We start from the raw sequence: 18,403 nt of genomic DNA on the forward strand, positions 1-18,403 counted from the left end.
ATCACTCGCTAAAGGAAATAGTAGGACCATCGCCTTGGCTCGCACTTACCGCTTCAGCGACTTTTTGAGCAATCGTAGCAAAGGTTTGGCTTACCGCCCCATCAGGTTCAGACACCACGCTAGGGCGACCGGAATCCGTCAGCTCGCGAATTGAGAGCGTCAACGGCAACCGCCCAAGCACTTGTGTCTCATATTCTTGCGCGATGCTATCACCACCGCCAGTGCCAAAAATAGCGGCTTCATGACCACAATTCTCGCAGTGATAGAGGCTCATATTTTCAACCACGCCGAGCACCGGCACGTTGACCTTGCGGAACATTTCGATCCCTTTACGGGCATCTAATAGCGCAATATCCTGTGGCGTCGTTACAATCACGGCACCTGATACCGGCACTTTTTGGGCCAACGTAAGTTGAATATCACCGGTGCCTGGGGGCATATCGATCAGTAGGAAATCGAGATTATCCCACTGGGTTTGGGTTAACATTTGCTGAAAAGCCCCCACCACCATTGGGCCTCGCCAAACCATGGGCTCGCGGGTATTGACCATAAACGCCATCGACATGGCTTGAATGCCATGGGCCTGAAGTGGCAGGAATTTGTCATTCCCTGCCGCTTGTGGACGCACACCCTCTTTAACGCCGAGCATCTGTGCCTGGCTAGGCCCATAGATATCTGCATCAAGGACACCCACGCGGTAACCTTGTGCCGACAGCGCCAACGCCAAGTTCACGGTGACGGTGGACTTACCCACGCCCCCCTTGCCCGATGCCACTGCAATTATATGCTTAACCCCATCCATTTAACGGCACTCCTCGTTTAAGCGCTTAGTGACTGAATTAACGTTGAGTGAATGATACTCCTCGGGACTGCAATCATAAACCAACGACAAGAAAGCGGATGCCAGCTTCCTGACATCCGCCCTCATCATCTTAACGTTACCGCATTATCGACTGAGCTCTTAGCCAGCGTTTTGCTGCTCTTGCTCACTGCCACCATCGCTATCATTGGCACTTTCATCGGGTGAATTCGAATTTGAATTTGAAGAGTCCGTACTTGAAGAATTCTCCTCTGCTGAGCCTTCTTCAGAGTCACTGCCCTGCGAAGAACCGCTCTGTGAAGAGCCGCTCTGTGAAGCACTGCTCTGAGAAGAACTGCTCTGCGAAGATGAAGTGGTATCACTCACTTCTTGTTCTGCATCAGCCAAGCGGCTATCTAGCGCCGAAAGCTCATCGCGCCATTCACCCAGTTGGCTCTCTAAACGCTCCAACTGGTTTTCACGCTCTTCAATATCACTCTCAACCTTTGCCACTTCTTCACGCCCCATATCCAGAGCGACCATGACGTCATCCAGTTCGCCACGCACTTGGCTTAAACTCTGCTCTTCCTCTTCGCGTAACGCTGTTAGCGAATCAACATCATTTTGAAGTTCATCGCGCTCACTGGTAAGTGATTCACGCTCATTTTTTAACTCATCCAACTCGCTTTGGACAGTCGAAGTTTCCTCTTCTAAGCCGCTTAGCTGCTCGTTGGCTTGGCTAATCTGCTCTTCAAGCGAGGAAAGCTCTTCTTCAGTGTTACTCAACTCTTCAACGGCCTGCTGGCGCTGCTGCTCAGCTTCCTGACGCGCGGCTTCGGCTTCCTGACGGGCTTCTTCAGCACTCTGACGTGCTTCTTCTACTTGCTGAAGGGCACTTTCAGCCTCGTCACGCGTACTGGTTATCTCATCACGCTCTTCACGCAACGCAGTCATCTCATCTTCTGCGTTTGTAAGCTGCTCGTTAAGAGAAGCCACCTCTTCTTCTAACGCACTGCGCTCGGATTCAAGCGCTTCTAGACTTGATTGAACATCACTGACATTGCCTTGGGCATTTTCAAGCGACGAGCGGGCCTCTTCCTGCTGCGCTTGCAAAGAGGCCATTTCTTCCTGCAGCGCGGCTAAGCTAGTCTCGGCTTCTTCAATTTCAGCGATACGCCGGCTCATTTGGCTATTGTCTTGCTCAGCGCTGGCAAGCTGTTCTTCTAAGCTATCAACCCGCTCTTGGCGAGAACCTGCATTAGATTGCGCCATAATCGCCCAGATGACCGCAATGGCAGCGATACCAGCAATCGCTTTTACCCGGTTATCTTGAAAGAGGGTTTTCATACTCTGTTTTTTTGCCGGTTCCGGCTTGTTGGCTGGCGACTGATGATCCGAGTTATTTGCGTCTGACATTATGCGTTCCTCTATAGTCTAAGCTCACGTTTGCCCAAGCTAGCGATGATCAGTTGCACATAATCAACTACATTATTAATGTGCTAACTGTGATTGATCTCCCCTCTCAGCATACACAGCTCACTGTATCTAGCCAGCCTGTTTGTAAAAACGTGTATAAATGTTTCTATAATGTAACTACAAAATCAGCAAAGCTAAACATTTTTTGACGACGGTGGATGTTTACCTTCGTTGAAGCCTGACGCTTGTCCATCAAGAGCGTCAAACCATGCAAGTGAGGTATGTAGCGACACCACACTACCCACTATAAGCAGCGTAGGCGGTTTAATGTGTCCCGCCAAGAAAGCATCTGGCAACGTCGAAAGCGAACCAACATGCGTTTGCTGTTGGCGGGTTGTACCCTGTTCAATTAACGCTAGCGGGGTATCAGGCGCTAAGCCGTTTTTAATGAGCGCCTGGCTAATCACTTTTACACTTCCCAAGCCCATATAAAACACTAACGTCTGCCCTGGCCTTGCTAAGGCATCCCAATCAAGCTCGCACTCACCCTGCTGTAAATGGCCGGTCACAAAACGCACCGATTGCGCATGATCGCGATGGGTCAAAGGAATACCGGCGTAAGCAGCACACCCCGACGCAGCTGTCACTCCGGGGATTACTTCCACGCTCACTTGCGCGGCTACCAATGTCTCTAACTCTTCTCCGCCGCGCCCAAAAATAAATGGATCGCCGCCTTTTAGACGCACGACACGCTTACCCTGCTGAGCCCACTTCACTAACGCTTGATTAATGCCATCTTGGGGAACGCTGTGCAGTGAACGGGCTTTTCCTACATAAAATCGCTGCGCATGGGAGGGTATATACGCAATAATCTCATCACTCACCAAGCGGTCATAGAGCACTACTTCGGCTGTCTGCAACCGTTTGTAAGCTTTCAGCGTCAATAACTCTGGGTCGCCCGGGCCTGCCCCCACTAAACTGACCAAGCCATATGGCTGAGACGTTTGCTCTTGTCCTTCTTCCAAGAAATCACCCCAGAAATAAAAGATTTTGGTCAACAATAAGTAATTAATTTTATCACTAAATGCCAACTGCACCTTATCTATTGCAGAGAAATCAAATAAATGCATACATTAATAGAACAAACATATTCTAAAAAAATATAAACATGGGTGACCTTGTCTGCAATGGCTTACATCTTGAATGCCAATTTAGCGCTAATCTTCACGGTCAAATTTAACTTGGCATTTGCTTGGAGATTCACGCATGCTCGTGAATGATATAGACGCACCACAGCGAGTCAGTGTAGATACTTTAGTTCCACGCATTCCTGGCGTAATCTTTCAATTCCACCGTAGTCATAACGGGCATATGCGCTTCCCCTACCTTGAGGGCGGTGGCATGGCTCTCAAATATGTTGATCGTGATGTTCTCGCTCGTAATGCAGGGCAACTCGTTGAGCAGCTAACTGGCAACGATCATCCTAAAGTAATGTCGGCGATTGAACATTCCGCACGCTGTATGCTGCCTCTTACAACACGTTTTAGGTTACCCATCCCCACCGGAAAGCCTCGATGGATCGCCGTTAGCGCACAGCCAGAGTCGGCTCAGGACGGTGTCCAGTGGAACGGCATAATGATGGATATAAGCGATCAAGTATCCGAAGAGCAGCGGCTTCGTAAACTGTGCGATACAGACCACCTAACTGAGTTACCCAATCGGCGAAAATTAATGGTGCATCTGACGAATGTCGCCTCACTCAGCACGCGTCACGGCACGCCACTCTCTATTATGATGATCGATATTGATCATTTTAAACGCCTGAATGACCGCTGGGGCCACCTGCATGGGGATGAGGTGCTCAAGCAACTAGCGGCGCAAGCTCAAACGCTACTACGCTGTGAAGACATGATTGCCCGTTTAGGAGGAGAAGAGTTTATGGTAGTGCTGCCGCTCACACCGCTGCAGCAATGCCATAAACTTGCCGACCGATTCCGCCAAGCCATCAGTGTACGAGACTTCGGTATGGGACCAGGCCAGGTAACGCTGAGTATTGGGGTTGCCGAATACCGCTGCGGTGAACCCCTTACAAGCTTAATCGAGCGGGCCGATCAAGCGCTTTATAGTGCCAAGGACGTTGGCCGCGACTGCGTTTGCTTTCTACGCTAGAGAGTAATACCTAACTAGCAGGAGAATACCGATGACAACGCTCGCCGAACAAGTGTGCGAACCTTGCAGTAAAAATGCTCAGCCGCTAAGCGAAAAGGAAGCCAAAGAGCGGCTAAAAAGTCTCAACCAGTGGCAGATTGTTGAGCACGATGGCATCATGAAGCTGTCGCGAAGTTTTAAATTCCGTGACTTTGCCAGCGCATTGGCGTTTACCCAGGGCGTTGGCGATATTGCAGAGCAGGCCGGCCACCACCCCGTTATCGTGACCGAGTGGGGCAAAGCCACCGTCACGTGGTGGTCTCATGCCATTAAAGGCCTGCACTTAAATGACTTCATTCTTGCCGCCAGAACCGACGAGGTAGCCGAATAAATGTTTGAGCATATTGAGCGAGTCCCAGGAGATGCCATTCTCGGGCTGATCGAAGCTTTCAAGAAAGATACCAATCCGCAAAAGGTGGATTTAGGTGTCGGTGTTTACCGCGATACCCAAGGCAACACACCGGTAATGCGCGCCGTCAAGGAAGCAGAAGCTCGCCTGCTCAAGAACGAAACGACGAAGACCTATATCGGTTCTCACGGTTCGCCAAGCTATGGTGAAGTAGTGCTTCCCATGGTATTCGGCGCTGAGTCCCCAGTACTGAAAGCCAAACGCGCTAGTGCTACCCAGTCACCTGGCGGTACCGGCGCACTGCGCTTGGCTGCGGATTTCATTGCCACACAGCTGCCAGGCAAGGGTATCTGGGTAAGCGACCCGACATGGCCCAATCATCATGGTATTTTTACCGCCGCGGGTATTGAGCTGCACAAGTACCCCTACGTTGACCCCGACAACCGTCTCGACTTTGACGGTATGCGTGCAGCGCTAAAAAATATCCCGGAAGGCGATGTAGTCGTACTCCACGCCTGCTGCCACAACCCGACCGGTTTTGATCTTTCTCACGACCAGTGGCAGGAAGTGTTAGAAATTGTGCGCGAGCGCAAGCTACTGCCGCTGATCGACTTTGCCTATCAGGGTTTTGGTGAAGGCCTGGATGAGGACGCTTATGGGGTTCGCCTACTGGCGGAAAACCTCGACGAAGCGATCATCACCAGCTCCTGCTCCAAGAACTTCGGTATTTATTGTGAGCGTACCGGCTGCTTGATCATGGTGGCAAAAGATAGCGAGCAGATGGATAACATCCGTTCACAGGTCGCTATTGTTGCCCGTGAAAACTACTCAAACCCGCCCGCTCACGGCGGCGCTATCGTCAGCGAGATTCTCCACGACGCAGAACTGACTGCGCTATGGCGCGAAGAGCTCACCGAAATGCGCGATCGTATCAATACGCTGCGTCGCGATTTCGTTGAAGCACTGAAACCCTATGGCCTGGACGAGAAGTACGCCTGCGTTGCTGAGCAGCGTGGTATGTTCTCCTACACCGGCTTAACGCCGGAACAGGTCGATCGTCTGCGCGACGAGTTTGGCATCTACATGGTGCGCTCGGGTCGCGCTAACGTAGCGGGCTTCTCCCATGAGAACCTGCCCTACCTGGCCAAAGCGATTGCCGCTGTCAACGACTAGCTAGCAAGCATTGCCGTACTACAAACGCCCAGGCCTACCTGGGCGTTTTTGTGTGCTGAGCACTTGACCGATCAGTCAACACTTCGGCACACTCAGCGTTGCCTTGTATACAACACACCATAATCAAGAGGCCTACCATGGCGGCTGCCAGCATCCACTACCCCTGGTACAAAAAAGAAGATACCGACGCGTTCTTCGCCCTGTTCCAAAACAATATTGCCAACTTTGTCATTATCGCGATCACCATGTTGGGCATGGGATTCCCCTCATCCATTGTCTATGGGCAAGTGTTGCCAGGCGCGGCAGTCGCGGTAATGGTCGGTAATTTCTACTATGCGTGGAGCGCGGCAAGACTGGCCCGGAAGGAGAACCGTGCCGATGTAACGGCGCTCTCTTACGGTATCTCAACGCCGGTCATGTTTGTGTTTCTATTCGGCGTACTGCTACCAGCCAAACAGCTCACGGGCGATGCGGAAATGGCCTGGAAAGTGGCCGTTGCCGCCTGCTTTATCAGCGGCGCCATTGAAGCCGCGATCAGCGTAATTGGCCGCTGGGTGCAGTATCACCTGCCCCGCGCTGCCATGCTGGGCGCCGTTGCCGGTGTTGCACTGACATTTATCGCGGGTGAAATGCTGTTTAAAACGCTGGAAATGCCGGTTATTGGCTTGCTGGTGTTGGCGATCATTATCGTCGGCTTGGTAGCCAGAGTCAGCATGCCTTTCAAGCTACCAACGTCACTGTTCGCCATTATCGTGGGTACTGCTATGGCCTATTTGATTGGCGACGCTGGTACCGAGCGTTTTAGCGATGCGTTTACCCACTTGGGCTTTTACCCATTACTGCCCAATCTTGCCTGGTTTGAAGGGCTGGGGTTGCTGCTGACCAGTATGCTGGCGGTACTCACCGTGGTGCTGCCGATTACACTCTATAACGCCATTGAAACGATGAACAACGTCGAGGCGATGGAAGCCGCAGGCGACAAGTACGATGTGCGAGAATGCCAGGCGGTTGATGGCGCAGGCACCATGATTGGCGCGCTGTTTGGCGGTGTCTTTCCTACCACGGTCTATATTGCTACCGTGGGCGCCAAGTGGATGGGCGCAGGCCGAGGCTACAGCCTACTGAATGGGGCGGTATATGCGCTGGCCACCATGTTTGGTTTAATCGCTGCGCTGGCGGCGATTATTCCCGTTTCGGTGGTCGCACCCATTTTGGTCTTTGTCGGCATGTCGATGATTGCCACCGCGTTTCAAGCTAACGACACACGCTACTACCCAGCTGTTGCACTTGCTATGCTGCCCTACTTCGCTAACTACGTAATGACGCGCTTTAATCGTGGGGCTGGCGAGGTAGTGACCGATATCTCCAGTGCCATCGTGGTCATGGGCCAAGGCGCCATGTTTATGGCCATTCTGCTGGGCGCGATGACAGTATCGGTAATTGACCATCAGTTCCGACGCGCGGCGGCCTTCGCTGCCATTGCCGCGGGCTTTTCCTTTGTCGGGCTAATGCACGCCCCCGAGCTGTCACTCAATGCTGCCCCAGAGTTCGTGATGGGCTACTTAGGGATGGCGCTGCTGTTTATCTACTTCTCCTTTCAGGAAGCTGGGCGCCTGCGTTAATTAACGAATCCCGCCTGCCGATGCGGGCGGGATAAAATACGCCGCATGACTTGCCACGCCATGAAGCCTGCCAGCAGGTTTCCTAATGCCGCGCCCGCAGCCAGTCCCCACCAACCAAAGAACTGCGAGCCCAACCATAAGCAGGGTAAATAGCAAATGAACAACCGAGCGCTGGATAACAGCATCGCACGAAGTGGCCAACCTAAGGCATTGCCCGCAGAAACCACCAACATACACACCCCGAGTGCTGCATAGCTTGGCAGTAGAAAACGAATCAGCAGCGACAGCTCGCTTTGTACGTCAGGGTTCCCCGCTAAGGCCATGGCAAGCCATGGTGCACCTAGGGCCAATAACACGCCAAGTCCTAGCTGCCACAGCACAGCTACCTTAATTGCTAACCCCATAAGCTGATGTATCTGTCCCCAGTCACCCGCACCGTAGCAACGTCCTAGCCAGGGCGGAAGCGACATGGTCATGGCAAGAATGACCATCAGAGAGAGTGTTTCCAAACGGCTCGCCAAGCCCCAGGCTGCCACTTCACTTTCACCCAGGCCCGCCACCACGGAGATCGCCAACATCGCCGCCAAAGGTGGCATTAATTGGCTGACCATAGCGGGCGCGGCAATGCCCGCAAATGGCCGCCAGGACTGCTGAGCCTCTCGCCACAGTCCCCGCTGCGATGCCCACTGGCGGCGTACTATTTTATGCATTGAAATCAGCAGCCCAACGGAGAAAGCAATGGCGGTTGCCCATGCAGCCCCCGGCAGTCCCCAGCCTTCCCAATCACTCACACCAAAAATCAGCAACGGGTCAAGCCCAAGGTTAATAAGGCTACTGAGCACCATCATTTTGCCCGGCAAACGGGTATCGCCGTAGGCGCGAGAAACGCTGTAGCTAAAATAGAGTAATGCCCCTAACCAAGCGGCTAGCAGTTGAGGAGCCCAGTAGATATGGATATAAGAAAGCGTGGTTTCATCCGCGCCAAGCAGTTCAAAAATAGAAGTTTGAAGAACCCATAAAACGATTGCCAATAGGCCGATCACCCCGCCACCAGCCATTAATACTAAGCTACTTAACCGCCTTGCTCGCTCTTCTTCTCCGGCGCCTAATGCGCGCGAAATAAGCGCAGCGATGGCAATCCCCATCCCTACCTGAATGCCGATTATCAAAAATGAAAGCGGAAAGGTAAACGACTGCGCGGCTAACGGTGCAGTCCCCAAGCGAGCGATAAAAGCACTATCGACAAGTTGAAAACCCAATAGCGCCAATACACCGATGGCCATTGGCCATGTTTGACGCCATAGGGTTATTGCCAACTCTTTTTGATGCATGACGGCTGCCAAGCACGTTCTCCTTATTGATGGTTTAACTATTAATCGACCCAACGAAAACGCCACCACCCTTTAGAGGGCGGTGGCGTCTCTACAACAGTAAAAGTTTACTGACGAATACCTTCAAACGTGACGTACAGCTCTAACTCATGCATGGATTCGGGAAAATCACTCATATCAATACTATAATCGCCCAGTGTCAGCGTAGTGCTACCCTCGAAACCAGCACGGTAGTTGCCCCACGGGTCTTCGCCCTCACCCAACAGTGTCACCGGCATTTCAATCTCTTGGGTTTCACCGTGAAGTGTCAGCTCGCCAGTAAGGACCCCTTCATTGTCTCCCGTCGATTCAAACGCTGTAGAAGTGAAAGTAGCGGTAGGAAACTCGCTGGCGTTCAGGAAGTCATCGCTCAAGATATGACGATCACGCTCCGCGTGATTGCTGGTCAGGCTATCTACTTGCACTTCGATTTCAGCAGAAGAAGCATCGAGATCTTCCGGATCGTAAGAGAATTGGCCCTCAAACTCTTCGAAGCTACCTAGAATATAGGAGAAGCCCAGGTGAGAAATTTTGAATTGTACAAAGGCGTGCTGACCTTCGGTATCAATTTGATAATCAGCTGCCTGTGCTTGGCTTAACGGCACCAGGGCCACAGCGGCAATCGCGGATGCAAATACACTCTTTTTGAACGCTTTCTGTTGAGACATAGTCAATAACTCCTTGCTTTACTTGATAGGCACCGCGGACAGGAAACCCCTTAGCCACGATGTTTAGTGAAACATATAAATCGAAAGCTTTATTATCTTGGTGCGTTGTGATCACCCGCTTGGCTATGCGCTGGGTTTAGCATACGTACCAATGTTGAATGCCGGTCGAGCCAGTGATGCTTAAATGCGGCAAGTGCGTGACCTGCCGCTAAAAACATCAATGCCAAGGCGCTATACCAATGAATATCGCCTGCAAGGCTTGCTTGGTTGGGTAAGTCGTATAGCAATGCAGGCACCTCAAACCAACCAAACACACTAATGCCACTCCCATCAGCCGTAGAGATCAAATAACCGCTCACCATGACCACTAATACAAGTACATAGAGAGCAATATGACCGAGATGGGCAGCAATAGTTTCTAATCGGCTACCCTCAGCGTGAGGTGTCGGCTGGGCGAAACGCCATACCAAACGTGCAAAGGTGGCAAACAATAGCAAGATACCAATCGAGCGATGTACCCACGGCCCCTGATTATACCAAGGGTCATAATAGCCCAGGTCAGTCATCCACCAGCCCAGTGCAAACAGACCAATAATGGTCAGCGCGCTTAGCCAATGAAACAGAATACTAATCAATCCCCAACCGGTGCGACTGTTACGCCACATTGTGCTATTCCTCATTTCATCTATGGCTGCTTCAACTTAGCCAACGCGCTTATCAGATCTTGGATTACGCTATTCGTCCACGCCCAGAACCTTACCGCTAGAAGCTAATAAAAACCGCTGAAAAAAGCAGGATATTTCATTCGTAAAAACCATTGAATAGTCAGATAACAATTTTTACGCAGTTCGCCTTTCTAAAAAGTTAAAGCCAACCCATTCTATAAAATCGAATAAATAAAGCAAATATAGTCAATTTTATAATTTTGTTTGCACGCTTACTATTAACGCATGTCCTAAAAGACATCCAGTAATGACCGAAAAACGGTACATAAACTTTCTATTAGAGAGCGCCAATCATGAAAAAAATGACCCTTATCACCGCTATTGCCGTGACATTGACTTCTACTGCCGTTCTAGCTGAACAGGGATCTGGCGAGCTTAACCAGATTATTCAGCCTAGCTCTTCAGCGAATTACAGCACTGACGGCGTGCACCTGACACCAGCTGATTTGCCTTTGATCAACGGCGATGCGAAGAACAACACCGTTGTTGCTCCGAGCTCTCACATCAATCACTCTTCCAGCAATGAAGGCCAGATTTCGCCGTCAGACCTGCCTCACCGCAACGCTTCTTGAAACAAATAAGGGGGCCAGCATATGACCCATTAGGTTTCATGAGTACGAAAAACCCACCTTTCAAAGGTGGGTTTTCGTTACTGTACAGGATTGCTTAGCATCAATTAGCCAGCCAGAACATCCAGGCCACGAGCAAGATCGCGCTGGATATCCTGCTGACTCTCAAGCCCCACCGCCACGCGGATCAGTCCTGGCGCAATACCCGCTGCTTCTTTCTGAGCATCAGACAAACGCCCATGGGTAGTGGTGGCCGGATGAGTAATGGTGGATTTAACGTCACCCAAATTCCCCGTTATCGAAAGCATTCGGGTTGCATCGATCACCTGCCACGCCCCCTCTTGCCCACCTTTCACTTCAAAACCCAGCACCGCGCCAAACCCTTTTTGCTGCTGCTTGGCCAAGGCGTGCTGGGGGTGATCTTCCAGGCCGCTATAAAACACATGCTTAACCGCCGGGTGGGCATCCAGCCAGCGCGCCAGAGTCAAGGCATTTTCACAATGGGCTTTCATACGCAGCGAAAGGGTTTCCAGGCCCTTGGTAAAAATCCACGCATTAAAGGGGCTGAGGCAAGGTCCGCAAGTGCGCACTACACCGAACACTTCTTCAAGCAGTGTATGACTCCCTACCACCGCTCCACCAATAGCACGGCCCTGACCATCCAGGTATTTGGTCGCCGAATGGATAACCAAGTCAGCGCCTAACGCCAGTGGCTGTTGAAGTGCTGGAGTGAGGAAACAGTTATCAATAGCCAGTAATACATCATGGCGTTTTGCCAACGCTGCCAGCGCCGGGATATCAGCAATTTCAGACAGCGGATTCGATGGCGTTTCGGCAAACATCAAACGCGTTTTAGGCGTAATAGCAGCTTCCCACGCAGCGGCACTGGAAAGCTCCACGTAACGCGTGGTAATACCAAATTTGCCCAAGTACTTATCGAACAGACTGACCGTGGATCCAAACAACGACCGGGAGGCAACGATTTCATCCCCGGCTGAAAGTAGCGCCAATGCAGTCGATAGAATAGCCGACATGCCCGAGCTGGTTGCCACGCAGCGCTCACCGCCTTCAAGCGCTGCTAAACGGCGCTCAAAGGTATGCACCGTCGGGTTGGTAAAGCGTGAATAAACGTTGCCCGGTTCCTGTCCGCCGAATTTACGCGCCGCTTCTGCAGCGCTCTCGTAGACAAAGCTTGAAGTCGGAAAAATAGGCTCAGAGTGCTCTTGTTCAAAAGTGCGCTGATGGCCCGCACGAATCGCCAGTGTCTCTAATGACCACGCATCCTGATGATTGTCATCATACATAAGGCCTCTCTCCTAATCGTCCAGGTCATCGTCCTGATTGTGCATATCGACCAAAGCATGGTCGCCAGCGCTTTGATCCTTGGCGGAATCATTACGGCTAGCTTCAAGCGCGGCCAGGTAAGCGTCGTCGATATCACCAGTCACATAGTTGCCATCAAATACGGAGCAATCAAATTCTTCCATGTCAGGATTTACTTCACGACACGCCGCCTTTAGATCTTCCAAATTTTGGTAGAAGATTCGGTCAGCACCGATTAGATCACCGACTTCCTCTTCGCTACGGCCATGCGCAATCAACTCAGACGCAGCAGGCATGTCGATGCCATATACATTGGGAAAACGTACCGGTGGCGCTGCCGAGGCAAAATAGACCTTACGGGCACCGGCATCGCGGGCCATTTGAATAATCTGCTTACAAGTCGTACCGCGTACGATTGAATCGTCTACGAGCAGCACATTCTTGCCTTTAAACTCAACGTCGATGGCATTGAGCTTTTGGCGTACCGATTTTTTACGCTGGGTTTGCCCCGGCATAATAAAGGTTCGGCCGATATAGCGGTTCTTCATGAACCCTTCTCGGTAGGTCACACCTAGGTGCTGCGCCATTTCGAGAGCAGATGTGCGTGACGTATCGGGGATCGGGATCACCACATCGATATCGTGATCTGGCCATTCGTTGAGAATGCGGTCACCCAGCTTACGCCCCATCTGCATACGGGTACCGTAGACATAGGCGCCGTCCAGCAGCGAATCAGGGCGCGCTAAATAAACATGCTCAAAAATGCACGAACGTAGCTGTGGGCGGTCTGCGCAAACCTGGGTATGGATATTGCCTTCGATATCAACAAAAATAGCTTCGCCTGGCGATAGATCCCTTTCAAGCTCAAAGCCGCCTACATCCAACGCCACGGATTCAGAAGCGATCATCACTGCCTGGCCATTTTCCTCTTCGCGAGTGCCGAAGACCACCGGACGAATACCGAAGGGGTCGCGAAACGCTACCATACCGAAGCCGTTGATGATGGCGACAGCCGCGTAGCCGCCTTTACAGCGACGGTGAACACGACGAACAGCGTCAAAGATGTCTTCCGCTTCCAGATGAAGGCCTTGCTTACCCAGCTCATGGGCAAACACGTTGAGCAGTACTTCTGAATCGGAGCTGGTATTAATATGGCGCAAGTCGGTAGAGAACAGTTCCTGCTTCAACTGCTCAGAGTTGGTCAGGTTACCGTTGTGCGCCAGGGCAATACCGTAAGGTGAGTTAACATAGAACGGCTGCGATTCGGCTTCACTTGAAGAGCCTGCTGTCGGGTAACGCACGTGGCCAATGCCCAGATTACCCTTCAGGCGAGCCATATGGCGGGTATGGAAGACGTCACGCACCAATCCATTACTCTTGCGCAGTAGGAAGCGTCCCTCGCTCCATGTCATCATGCCGGCAGCGTCCTGGCCACGATGCTGAAGTACGGTCAGGGCATCGTAGATTCCCTGATTTACCGCTTGTTTGCCCAGAAGGCCCACTATACCGCACATTCACGTTACCTCGCTTAATGCCATGGCTCACCTAACTCTTTAAGCAAGCCCAAACGTTCGTAGAATCGACTTCAGTAACAGGTCAATCACCTGTCGGGATTACTTCACGCTCTGCCGTACCGGGCAGGCGCAGTTCAGGCAAAGAAATGTCACGCAGTGACGACGGCGCCTCTGGAAGTTGGCGGTCCCACTGGTTTAACTGGCTCACCGCCCAATCACGCAGCTGCATAAAGGTGGGTCGCAGCTCAGCTTGCTGCCACGCCTGAAGTTCCGCCAACGGCGTAAACGTAATCAGCACCGTCGCCACTAGCAAAATGACCGCACCGCGTGCCACACCGAAAGCGGCCCCTACTACCCGGTTCAGCAAGCCCATGCCGACCCACTCTACTGCAGCGTGTACCAAGCGAATCACAATGCCACAGAGTAAAATAACGGCAAATATCACCAGCACAAAGGCGAGCACTAAACGGGCGTCAAAGCTTTCAATAAATCCGCTCATTAACTCGGCCACCGGTTGAGCCAATACCCGGGCGACCATTAACGCGACCACCCAGGCGGCCAAACCCAACGCTTCGCGCACAAACCCTCTTACGAAACCGGCCAGCATTGATAGCGCCAGCACGGCTAAAAAAACCGCATCAATCCACGTTAACGCCATGTTTTAGTCTCTTACTCGAACGAGCAGGCCTTGCACGTTCGCCCGCTCCTTAATCGAAGACATGGCAGACTCCCCATCTTCAGAGGTGGCATAAGGGCCAACAAACACGGTTGTCATATTATTTTCACGCTCACGCTGATACACCGCAAATCCCTGATCAGACAGCTGCTCACTAAGCCGCTGCGCATTACCGGGCTCTCCAAAGCTGCCAACTTGCACCGCCCACTCTCCCTGAGCACTTGCTGAGGGGGTGGATGAGCTAGATGAGGAGCTTTGAGATGAACTTTGTGAAGAGCCTTGCGAAGAACTTTGTGAAGAACTTTGTGAAGAACTTTGCGAAGCACTTTGTGACGAGCCTTCACTGCTGCTTTGGGCACTGCCACTATTGCTGGCAATCAGGTCAGCAATAGGGTCGCTATCAGAGATTGACGGTGCTTCATCGGGTTCACTGGATCCCGCCGCCTCGGGACTGGAGGGCGACTGATTAGCAGCAATCTGATCGGTTTCCGGCAATCTCGGATTGGCGTCAATAGGGATCTCGTCATCACGACGGGGTACTGACGATAATGACGGTTCGTCAATAGTTGAAGGCCTTTCAGGAGCCGGTACATCTCGGCGCTCCACTTCAATCGGCTGTTCAATCACAAAATTCGGTTGAGGGCGATCTTCCCGCGGTGCAGGATCACTCATTAGCCACGGCACAAAGATCGCCAGCAGCGCGAGTAAAATAACAATACCGCTAATGCGTTCCGTTTTACCGTATTTCATTTCCGTCTCCCTCAAGCAGCGCAACGCCTGTTGGCAGTGGCCCAGCTAACAATGCCGCTACTGTAAAGAACGACCCGGTGGCCAAGACACGATCATTGGGCGCTAATACATTGGCAAGCCAATCGGCGCCAGCTTCTGGGGTATCAGCGCAGAAGTGCACCCGCCCACCATGAGCCAGAATACGCTGCGATAACTCGCTGGCCGGGCAACCCCGCTCACCGGTTAGTGACACACAGACCCAATCGCTGATGCGAGTCACTAATGCCTTTATAACCCCATCCAGATCTTTATCATTCAGCATGCCGATAAGCCCCCACTGGCGACCACCTTGTGGCGCAAGCGGCAAATGGTGAGCAACGTACTCAGCGGCATGTGGGTTATGCCCTACATCAAGACACCACGGCCCAATCCACTGCATTCGCCCAGCCAGTTGCACCGTACTTAGCGCCGTTTGCACAGCGGCTTTTTCTAACGCCAGCCCGGCGAGCACGAGCGCCTGTAACGCAGTAGCCGCATTATCGATTGGGAGTCCAGGGTCGGGAAGATCGTCGATAACGATATGCTCACCATTCGCTTGCTGCCCCTGCCAGCACCATTTAGAACGCTCGTTGGCCTTCATATGATGTGAAAATTGCTGACCCAGTACCCAGGTGGGCGCTGCCAGCGTCTGGGCGTACTCGGCGACGCTTGCAGGCAGCGTTTGACTGCCTAATACAGCAGGCTTTCCGGAACGGAAAATACCAGCTTTTTCACGCCCAATCTGGGCTAAATCGGTGCCCAGAAAGTTAGCATGGTCCTGAGCGATGGTGGTGACAATAGCCACATCTGCATCAATGATATTGACCGCATCAAGCCGACCGCCCAGGCCTACTTCAAGCACTGCAATATCAAGCTCGGCCTGGGATAAACACCACAGGCCACACAGTGTGCCTGCCTCAAAATAGGTCAGGCTGATTTCGGCATCCTGTAAGCGCGCACGCTCAACATGCTCAAACCCTTTTATGAGCAGTTGATCGTCGGCTTCCTGCCCATCAACTTTGACGCGTTCGTTATAGCGCAACAAATGGGGAGAGGTATAGGTGCCCACTCGCTGCCCATGGGCACGAGTTACGCTTTCGATCATGGCAAGGGTTGAGCCTTTGCCATTTGTACCTGCCACGGTAATAACGCAGGGGGCGATAGGACGTAAAAATAGCCCCATACGTTTGGCCACTTGCGAAACACGCTCCAAGCCCATATCGATCCCGACCGGATGCAGCGTTTCCAAATGGTGAAGCCATTGGTCTAAGGACAATGTAGGCAAGGAGTTAGACGGCAAAGAATCAGGCATTGCGTGAATGGTCATCACTCTTAGCGGTAGTGGTGTCCTTCTTCGGCTCCTCAACCTTCTCAAACGTGACGTCAGCGGTTTCCGCCAAGTTATCTTCCTCAACGATAGGCTCAACAACGTCAGCATCATCAGGATTGGTCGAACTCACCGGCGTTGCGGCGTGGTGCGTTAACTTACGCAACACACTGCCCACGCGGGCACGCATTTCATGCCGATGAACAATCATATCGACAGTGCCATGTTCAAGCAGAAATTCGCTGCGCTGGAACCCTTCTGGCAAGGTTTCACGCACTGTTTGCTCGATGACCCGCGGGCCAGCAAAACCAATCAGAGCGTTGGGCTCGGCAATATTTAGATCGCCCAGCATGGCTAGCGAGGCCGAAACACCGCCAAAGACAGGATCGGTCAATACCGAAATATACGGCACGCCATGTTGCTTGAGCTTTTCAAGTGCGGCGGATGTCTTGGCCATCTGCATTAGCGAGAAAAGCGCTTCCTGCATGCGCGCCCCTCCCGAGGCAGCAAAGCACACCAGCGGGATATTTTCTTCCAAAGCGACTGTGGCGGCACGAACAAATTTCTCGCCGACGACCGCCCCCATTGAGCCACCCATAAAGGTAAACTCAAAAGCAACAGCGACCACCGGCAAACCGTCTAACTCACCTCGCATCGCTACCAACGCATCCTTCTCGCCGGTATCTTTTTGCGCTGCAGTCAGGCGGTCTTTATATTTTTTTGAGTCACGAAATTTCAATCGATCATTGGGTTCGATTTCCGCTGCGATCTCTTCGCGGCCTGGTTTATCCAAGAACCAGTCCAAGCGCTTACGCGCCGTCAAGCGCAAGTGATGGTCGCACTTGGGGCAGACGCTATTGTGTTTTTCTAGCTCAGGGAGATAGAGAACCGCTTCGCACTTGGGACATTTACGCCAGAGGCCGTCGGGCACGCTAGCGCGACGGTCTTTACGCTGGATACGACCCATGGAGGGTACGATCTTGTCTAACCAGCTCATATCAAAAAGGCTTCCATTATACGTCAACGCCTGGCAAAACCAGGCTTGATGAGTGATATCAATCTATTAAAAATAGGCGATAAAGCATTTCGCTTTAGGCATCCATCGCCGTACGCATTTCTGCTAATACACTTTTCAACTGGCCCGCGATGGTTTCAGGTGCATCGAGACTTTCTGCGATACGGTTAACCAAAGCGCTGCCTACGATCACACCATCAGCGACTTTAGCCACTTCCGCGGCGGTCACGCCATCGCGGATACCAAAACCAACACAAAGCGGCAAATCAGTCATGCCGCGCAGCGGTGCTAGGTGCTCAGCCACATCATCTGCATTTAAGGTGGCGGCGCCTGTCACGCCTTTCAGCGAAACATAGTATAGATAGCCCTCGCCATGGGCGCATATTGTAGCGGCACGCTGATGGGAAGTGGTAGGCGCAACAAGAAAAATTGCTGCTAAATCACGTGATTTCAATAGCGGCCCGATCTCATCGGCTTCCTCCGGCGGCATATCCACGATCAATACACCATCCACGCCTACACTGGCGGCTTGGTCGGCAAAGTTCTCATAACCAATGCGCTCAATGGGATTTAAGTACCCCATTAGAACAACCGGTGTCGTGGTATCGGTTTGGCGAAACTCTTTGACCATCTGCATTAGGTCAACAAGCCGTGTGCCTTGCTTTAACGCACGTTCACAGGCTTTTTGAATAACGGGACCATCGGCCATCGGGTCGGAAAAAGGGACGCCGAGCTCAATGACATCGGCACCGGCGTCTACCAGGGCGTGCATAAAGCCCACTGTATAGTGCGGCGCTGGATCCCCTGCGGTGATGTAAGGGATCAGGGCCTTGCGGCCCTGCTGTTTAAGTTCACTGAAACGCTGATCAATACGGTTCATG

18 protein-coding genes are annotated in these 18,403 nt (G+C 52.2%); 5 read left to right on the plus strand and 13 right to left on the minus strand.

From position 1 onward, the window contains the following. Position 1: 1 nt before the first annotated feature. The 3 genes from apbC to cobA form a co-directional block, all read right to left on the minus strand. A complete protein-coding gene (gene apbC / locus ACUVOF_RS17175; protein ID WP_447045489.1) occupies positions 2-802 on the minus strand; it encodes an iron-sulfur cluster carrier protein ApbC in 801 nt (266 codons plus the stop codon). 159 nt (positions 803-961) lie between these two features. Beyond that, complete coding sequence (locus ACUVOF_RS17180) at positions 962-2,215, minus strand: kinesin (RefSeq protein ID WP_447045490.1); 1,254 nt, start codon at positions 2,213-2,215, stop codon at positions 962-964. Positions 2,216-2,409: 194 nt separating this feature from the next. Beyond that, a complete protein-coding gene (gene cobA / locus ACUVOF_RS17185; RefSeq protein WP_447045491.1) occupies positions 2,410-3,240 on the minus strand; it encodes a uroporphyrinogen-III C-methyltransferase in 831 nt (276 codons plus the stop codon). Positions 3,241-3,481: 241 nt separating this feature from the next. On the opposite strand from cobA, the gene ACUVOF_RS17190 reads away from it, so the two are divergent. The 4 genes from ACUVOF_RS17190 (at position 3,482) to ACUVOF_RS17205 (ending at position 7,567) form a co-directional block, all read left to right on the plus strand. Further along, a complete protein-coding gene (locus tag ACUVOF_RS17190) occupies positions 3,482-4,384 on the plus strand; it encodes a sensor domain-containing diguanylate cyclase (protein ID WP_447045492.1) in 903 nt (300 codons plus the stop codon). Between the two features lie 31 nt (positions 4,385-4,415). After that, entirely contained in the window at positions 4,416-4,754 is a 339-nt protein-coding gene (locus tag ACUVOF_RS17195) for a 4a-hydroxytetrahydrobiopterin dehydratase (protein ID WP_447045493.1), read from the plus strand. Continuing rightward, positions 4,755-5,945 carry an amino acid aminotransferase gene (locus ACUVOF_RS17200; RefSeq protein ID WP_447045494.1) on the plus strand — a complete coding sequence of 397 codons (1,191 nt, stop codon included), beginning with the start codon at positions 4,755-4,757 and terminating at the stop codon, positions 5,943-5,945. Between the two features lie 137 nt (positions 5,946-6,082). Next, the gene (locus ACUVOF_RS17205; RefSeq protein ID WP_447045495.1) at positions 6,083-7,567 is read left to right on the plus strand and encodes an NCS2 family permease; all 1,485 of its coding nucleotides are present in this window, start codon (positions 6,083-6,085) and stop codon (positions 7,565-7,567) included. Here ACUVOF_RS17205 and ACUVOF_RS17210 read toward each other — a convergent pair. The 3 genes from ACUVOF_RS17210 to ACUVOF_RS17220 all read right to left on the minus strand — a co-directional run bounded on the left by ACUVOF_RS17210 (position 7,564) and on the right by ACUVOF_RS17220 (position 10,270). Next, positions 7,564-8,898 carry an MATE family efflux transporter gene (locus tag ACUVOF_RS17210; RefSeq protein WP_447045679.1) on the minus strand — a complete coding sequence of 445 codons (1,335 nt, stop codon included), beginning with the start codon at positions 8,896-8,898 and terminating at the stop codon, positions 7,564-7,566. The genes ACUVOF_RS17205 and ACUVOF_RS17210 overlap by 4 nt on opposite strands. 107 nt (positions 8,899-9,005) lie before the next feature. Next, positions 9,006-9,605 carry a YceI family protein gene (locus ACUVOF_RS17215; RefSeq protein ID WP_447045496.1) on the minus strand — a complete coding sequence of 200 codons (600 nt, stop codon included), beginning with the start codon at positions 9,603-9,605 and terminating at the stop codon, positions 9,006-9,008. 92 nt (positions 9,606-9,697) lie between these two features. Further along, positions 9,698-10,270, minus strand: coding sequence for a cytochrome b (locus tag ACUVOF_RS17220; protein WP_447045497.1), 573 nt, complete (start codon positions 10,268-10,270; stop codon positions 9,698-9,700). Between the two features lie 353 nt (positions 10,271-10,623). Between ACUVOF_RS17220 and ACUVOF_RS17225 the strand changes: the two genes are divergently transcribed. Next, entirely contained in the window at positions 10,624-10,902 is a 279-nt protein-coding gene (locus ACUVOF_RS17225; protein ID WP_447045498.1) for a hypothetical protein, read from the plus strand. 104 nt (positions 10,903-11,006) lie between these two features. Here ACUVOF_RS17225 and ACUVOF_RS17230 read toward each other — a convergent pair whose 3' ends face one another. The 7 genes from ACUVOF_RS17230 to trpA form a co-directional block, all read right to left on the minus strand. Then, on the minus strand, positions 11,007-12,203 hold the full coding sequence (locus ACUVOF_RS17230; RefSeq protein WP_447045499.1) for an O-succinylhomoserine sulfhydrylase: 1,197 nt from the start codon (positions 12,201-12,203) through the stop codon (positions 11,007-11,009). A 12-nt stretch (positions 12,204-12,215) separates the two neighbouring features. Then, the gene (purF, locus tag ACUVOF_RS17235; protein WP_113269640.1) at positions 12,216-13,736 is read right to left on the minus strand and encodes an amidophosphoribosyltransferase; all 1,521 of its coding nucleotides are present in this window, start codon (positions 13,734-13,736) and stop codon (positions 12,216-12,218) included. Positions 13,737-13,818: 82 nt separating this feature from the next. Next, on the minus strand, positions 13,819-14,394 hold the full coding sequence (locus tag ACUVOF_RS17240; protein ID WP_447045500.1) for a CvpA family protein: 576 nt from the start codon (positions 14,392-14,394) through the stop codon (positions 13,819-13,821). Between the two features lie 3 nt (positions 14,395-14,397). Next, positions 14,398-15,162 carry an SPOR domain-containing protein gene (locus ACUVOF_RS17245; RefSeq protein WP_447045501.1) on the minus strand — a complete coding sequence of 255 codons (765 nt, stop codon included), beginning with the start codon at positions 15,160-15,162 and terminating at the stop codon, positions 14,398-14,400. Next, positions 15,149-16,507 carry a bifunctional tetrahydrofolate synthase/dihydrofolate synthase gene (gene folC / locus ACUVOF_RS17250; RefSeq protein WP_447045502.1) on the minus strand — a complete coding sequence of 453 codons (1,359 nt, stop codon included), beginning with the start codon at positions 16,505-16,507 and terminating at the stop codon, positions 15,149-15,151. Before folC ends, ACUVOF_RS17245 begins: the two co-directional genes overlap by 14 nt. Then, complete coding sequence (accD, locus tag ACUVOF_RS17255; protein ID WP_113269637.1) at positions 16,485-17,504, minus strand: acetyl-CoA carboxylase, carboxyltransferase subunit beta; 1,020 nt, start codon at positions 17,502-17,504, stop codon at positions 16,485-16,487. The genes folC and accD overlap by 23 nt, the downstream gene beginning before the upstream one ends. A gap of 94 nt (positions 17,505-17,598) precedes the next feature. Then, on the minus strand, positions 17,599-18,402 hold the full coding sequence (gene trpA, locus ACUVOF_RS17260) for a tryptophan synthase subunit alpha (protein ID WP_447045503.1): 804 nt from the start codon (positions 18,400-18,402) through the stop codon (positions 17,599-17,601). Between the last annotated feature and the right edge of the window lies 1 nt (position 18,403).

This window comes from Vreelandella sp. H-I2 (genome assembly GCF_052959335.1).